The organism is Candidatus Caldatribacterium sp. (assembly GCA_014359405.1).
GTDB classification, from domain to species: domain Bacteria; phylum Atribacterota; class Atribacteria; order Atribacterales; family Caldatribacteriaceae; genus Caldatribacterium; species Caldatribacterium oleiphilum.
Genome location: JACIZN010000040.1, coordinates 10,611 through 14,868, shown reverse-complemented (window position 1 = coordinate 14,868; position 4,258 = coordinate 10,611). Strand labels below are relative to the sequence as shown.

General features: G+C 55.3%; 5 protein-coding genes and 1 pseudogene (1 of these 6 running past the window's edge). All 6 read right to left on the bottom strand.

Annotated elements, in window-relative coordinates; all coding sequences use genetic code 11:
* On the bottom strand, positions 1-469 hold a 469-nt coding region (locus H5U36_04600; protein ID MBC7217435.1), incomplete at its 3' end, for a hypothetical protein.
* Positions 466-1,311 carry a UDP-2,3-diacylglucosamine diphosphatase LpxI gene (gene lpxI, locus H5U36_04595; GenBank protein MBC7217434.1) on the bottom strand — a complete coding sequence of 282 codons (846 nt, stop codon included), beginning with the start codon at positions 1,309-1,311 and terminating at the stop codon, positions 466-468. The genes H5U36_04600 and lpxI, both read right to left, overlap by 4 nt.
* The gene (gene lpxA, locus H5U36_04590) at positions 1,214-2,032 is read right to left on the bottom strand and encodes an acyl-ACP--UDP-N-acetylglucosamine O-acyltransferase (protein ID MBC7217433.1); all 819 of its coding nucleotides are present in this window, start codon (positions 2,030-2,032) and stop codon (positions 1,214-1,216) included. The genes lpxI and lpxA overlap by 98 nt, the downstream gene beginning before the upstream one ends.
* Entirely contained in the window at positions 1,998-2,846 is an 849-nt protein-coding gene (locus tag H5U36_04585; GenBank protein ID MBC7217432.1) for a UDP-3-O-acyl-N-acetylglucosamine deacetylase, read from the bottom strand. Before H5U36_04585 ends, lpxA begins: the two co-directional genes overlap by 35 nt.
* A gap of 11 nt (positions 2,847-2,857) precedes the next feature.
* Positions 2,858-3,889, bottom strand: coding sequence for a UDP-3-O-(3-hydroxymyristoyl)glucosamine N-acyltransferase (gene lpxD / locus H5U36_04580; protein MBC7217431.1), 1,032 nt, complete (start codon positions 3,887-3,889; stop codon positions 2,858-2,860).
* A pseudogene (locus H5U36_04575) lies at positions 3,886-4,258 on the bottom strand (OmpH family outer membrane protein); it runs 184 nt beyond the window's last position. The gene lpxD and the pseudogene H5U36_04575 overlap by 4 nt, the downstream one beginning before the upstream one ends.

Below are 4,258 nucleotides of genomic sequence, written 5' to 3'. Positions count from 1 at the left end.
CCCAAATCGTCTTAGCCTTTCCACCCGCAAAGTACTTGCCCTCCCAAGGGAAAAAGTGAAGAATGTATTCGGCGGAAGAGGCAAGGAACTTCCCCCGCCATCGTCCCCAGGCCCAGACCTGAGGGGGCGCAAAGTACACAACGGGAATGCCCCTCAAAGCACAGTAGCGGGTAAGGCGAAGGTTGAAACCGGGATTATCGATAGCGAGAACAACTTTTGGTCTCTCCCGTTTGAGAAAGTCCTGGGTGAGGTCCCAGGTTTTCTTCCAGAAAGAAAGGGACCGGAGCACCTCGGAAAGCCCAACAACCGAACGCGAGACCGTATCCGCAAGAAGGCTGCCTCTGCTCTCCTCACCCCCGAGGGCCACAACCGGAACTCCCGGGAAACGTTCCCGGAGAAGTCGAATAATGTGCGATGCCCATCGGTCTCCGGAAATATCCCCACAGGAAAGAAAAACGGTTCCCCTCACCAGGCAACCCCGAGGACAGTCACCCCGAAACGCTCTGCGAGAATCCCAACCTCTTCCCGATCCAGAAGAAGGGTTTTCCCGCTTTCCAAGGCGATGAGTCTCCCTCCACCCTCCCCGAGAAGGCGGATTGTCTCTGCTCCAATGGCGGGAATATCTATGAGGAAGTCCTGGTTGCTCCGAGCCACTTTGACCACAACCCCGCAAGGGACAAGGGCAAGACCCCGCCGGATGGTCTCATCCGTCCCTTCCGCCCCCTCAAGAGCCACCACAGTTCTCCTCTTCACCACCACCGTTTGACCAATTTCTTCATCCGCAAGGAAACGGGCAATACGAAAACCGTACTCGACATCGCGCCACTCCTCTTCCGTGGGAGGGGGACCAAAGAGAATGCCCTCTTCAGTAACCCAATCCTTCAAGAAGGGAAAGGGCGAAAGCACCTTAAAACCCTCATCTTCAAGAAGCCTAATGCACTCTCTCAGAATATCCCGATCCTGCAAGCTCCGACACGGGGCAAAAAGGGAAGAAACCTCGGGAGCAAAAACGTAAGCCTTGGGAACCTTTCCTGCAAGACAAAGCACTTCAGGTTTTTCCGCCCTCAGGACACTCAAGAGCTCCTCAAAGGAGAGATTCTCCAGAAGGTGCTCGGGGTTGAGATCCCTATGGAGTCGAAAGAAACGGCAGGAAACGGTAACAACCTCAAAGGTTTCCCGGGCTTTTTGCCTCACAAGGACCGGTAGAACCCCCTCACCAGCTAAAAGGAGCATCTTCGAGGTCACAGGCTTCCTCCCTAACCCACCGGGTGATGCCTCGCTTGGTCTGGCGCAGGAAAGCGAGAATCTCATTGACAACTTCCGGATCAAATCCTTTGCCTTCAATCTCTTCCATCGCCCTCCGCAGAGGCTTCCCACTCCGAAAAAGGAAGCGGTACACTTGGGCAATGCTCTCTCGTTTCTCCTTAGGAATGCCCCTCCTTCGCATGCCCACCCGGTTGAGTCCGAACACTCGGGCCGGGTGACCATCAGCAAGAACGTAGGGAGGGATATCCATGACCACTTTTGAGAGCCCTCCCACCATGGCGAGTTTTCCAATACGGACGAACTGGTGAACCCCCACGAATCCACTCAGGGTTGCCCAGTCTTCAACGGTAACGTACCCAGCAAGGCTTGCCCCATTGGCCATGGTCACCCCATTGCCAACGAAGCAATTATGGGCGATGTGGCAATAGGCCATGATGAAGCAGGATTTCCCAATATGTGTCATTTTTCCCTCTCCTGTTGCCCGATGCACGGTGACAAACTCCCGGAGAACCGTGCCCTCGCCGATCACCACCCCGCTCTCCTCACCCCGGAAGGATACGTCCTGCGGAGGAGTCCCAATGACCGCATGGTGTCCAATGAAACAGGAAGGACCAACCTCAACCGTCCCCTCAAGAACTGCAAAGGGAGCGATTTTTGTTCCATTGCCAATGGTCACTTTTCCCCGAATAACGACGCACGGCCCTATTTCGACGTTCTCCCCAATCTGCGCCTCAGGGTCTACAAGTGCTGTCCTGTGGATGCCCATTGCCCATTTCCTCCCAAAGTACTCTCACCATCCTGTGGTTTAGCGCATGCCCAGATCGAAATCCCAAAAACCCTCCTCTAACTCGTACTCCAAGGAGCATCAAATCCCCCAGGAGGTCGAGAATCTTATGGGCACAGGCCTCGTAAGGCAAGCGCAACGGACGATCCCCAAGACCAGAAGAGTCAAGGAGCACCGCCTTATTCCGCACGCCCTTACCAAGGCCCTGTCGCTTGAGTTCCTCCCTTTCCCACAAAAAGGCAAACGTTCTTGCTCCCGGAAGGACCTCAAGAATCCCCCCCTCGCGAAGCGTCAACCCCTGGAGGAACTCTCCCGAGGTCGCGCCGTCCAGGATATAGGTTAGAACAAGTTCTGAAGCCGGAAAGGCAAAGAGATACCCCCCATTGTGCTCCACGGAGAAAATTCGATCAATGACAAACGTCTTTCGCTCCACTCCTTGTTCCTGTACCCCTGCCCGTTGCAAGGCCTGTATCCAGTGGAGAGCGCTCCCGTCACCTGCGGGAAGCTCCTCCCCTTCTACCACAACCTCGAGATTGTCGATACCCGCCACCCAGCAGGCTCCCAAGAAGTGCTCAATCGTGGCCACAGAAATCTCGCCGTCCTGCAGAACGCTGGAGCGCGGCCCTAAGGTAGCGTACGGGAAGAGAGCGGGAATAACCTTTTCGTGCCCATTCCAAAAGACCCGAAAAAGAATGCCCGTGTTCGGTTCCCCAGGGCACAGGGTAACCCGGGCGGGTTTACCGCTGTGCAGACCTAAACCCGCAACCACCGTGGGATACCTAATAGTGCGCTGCAAGGGAGGCGTTCTCATTCTCCAAGGAGTTTTCGGATACGCTCTTCAAGGTCCCTGATTTTGCGCCACATTTCTGGGAGCTTTCGAACCAGGGCCCGCTCTCGGAGCTCTCGACGGTGTTCCTGGGCAGGGAACCCGGAAACCATCTCCCCGGGACGCACCTCTGCAGTCACCACTGCCCGAGCAGCAATTCGGGCACCTTCTCCAACACGGCAGTGGTCCACAACCCCTGCCTGTCCTCCCATGATGACGCCGTTCCCGATGTCACTACTTCCCGCAATGCCCGATTGAGCAACAATGATCACATTCTGTCCCACACGGACATTATGGGCAATCATGACCAAGTTGTCGATTTTTGTCCCCTGGCCGATGCGGGTGCAGCCAAGAGTTGCTCGATCGACGGTTGTGTTGGCACCAATCTCGACATCGTCCTCAATGACCACTGTTCCAACCTGAGGAATTTTCTCGTAGTTCCTGCCAGTCCACTCATACCCAAACCCGTCAGCACCCACAACCACACCGCTGTGGAGAATAACCCTATTTCCCAAGACACAGTACTCCCGCACCACCACCTGCGGGTAGAGGATGCAATCGCTTCCTATTTGCACTCCCTTACCCACGTAGACCTGGGGGAAAATGCACGTTCGATCCCCAACTGAAGCATCCTCTTCGATGACCGAAAAGGGACCGATGGCTACATCACGACCAATGCGCGCCCGGGGATGAACAAAGGCGAGGGGATGTACGCCCTGAGGCGGACGAAAGGGAGTACAAAAGAGGGAGAGAACCCGGGCAAAGGCAAGACGAGGATTTTCAACTTCAATAACGAACTTTTCTTGGAGACTTCCTCGATTTCCCTTCCCCGTCACCACCGCTTTCGCCCGGGACAGGACGACTTCCTTCAGGAAACGGGCATCAAAGAGGAAGACAAGATCCCTCTCCCCCGCTTCCTGAGGCTCCCGAACACCCTGAACCACAAAGTCAGGGTCCCCAAAGAGTTCTCCTTTGAGGTGTACTGCAAGGTCTCCAAGCCGCAAAGGGCTCACTTCTTCTCTTTTTCTCGCGCCGCCACGATGTTCTGGAGCTCTTGTATGACTGTCTCGGTGATGTCCGTGCCGCCGTAGAGCACAAGGGGCATTTCAAGGACTTCCTTCTGGTTCACCGGGATGCGGAGAGTGCTCCGGATGACAAGACTAAGCTGCATTGACTCAGCGACCTTCCGGATAGCCGCAATGATGTCATTGTAACGCTCCTCAATGAGTGCTTGCCGCTCTTTGAGCATTTCATCCCGCACCGGTGCCCAGGCGGCATTCATTTCTTCCTCGAGTTTTTGTACTTCTTCCCGAGTTTTCCCTTTTCCTTTCTCGTTGAGCTCCTGCTGTCTCTTCTGGAACTCTTCGGCAATTTTCTTCTCG

Coding starts and splice junctions, on each gene's coding strand:
- lpxI (MBC7217434.1), bottom strand. CDS start 1,311: ATGAGATTCTCGCTTTCCTGCGCCAGACCAAGCGAGGCATCACCCGGT.
- lpxA (MBC7217433.1), bottom strand. CDS start 2,032: ATGGGCATCCACAGGACAGCACTTGTAGACCCTGAGGCGCAGATTGGG.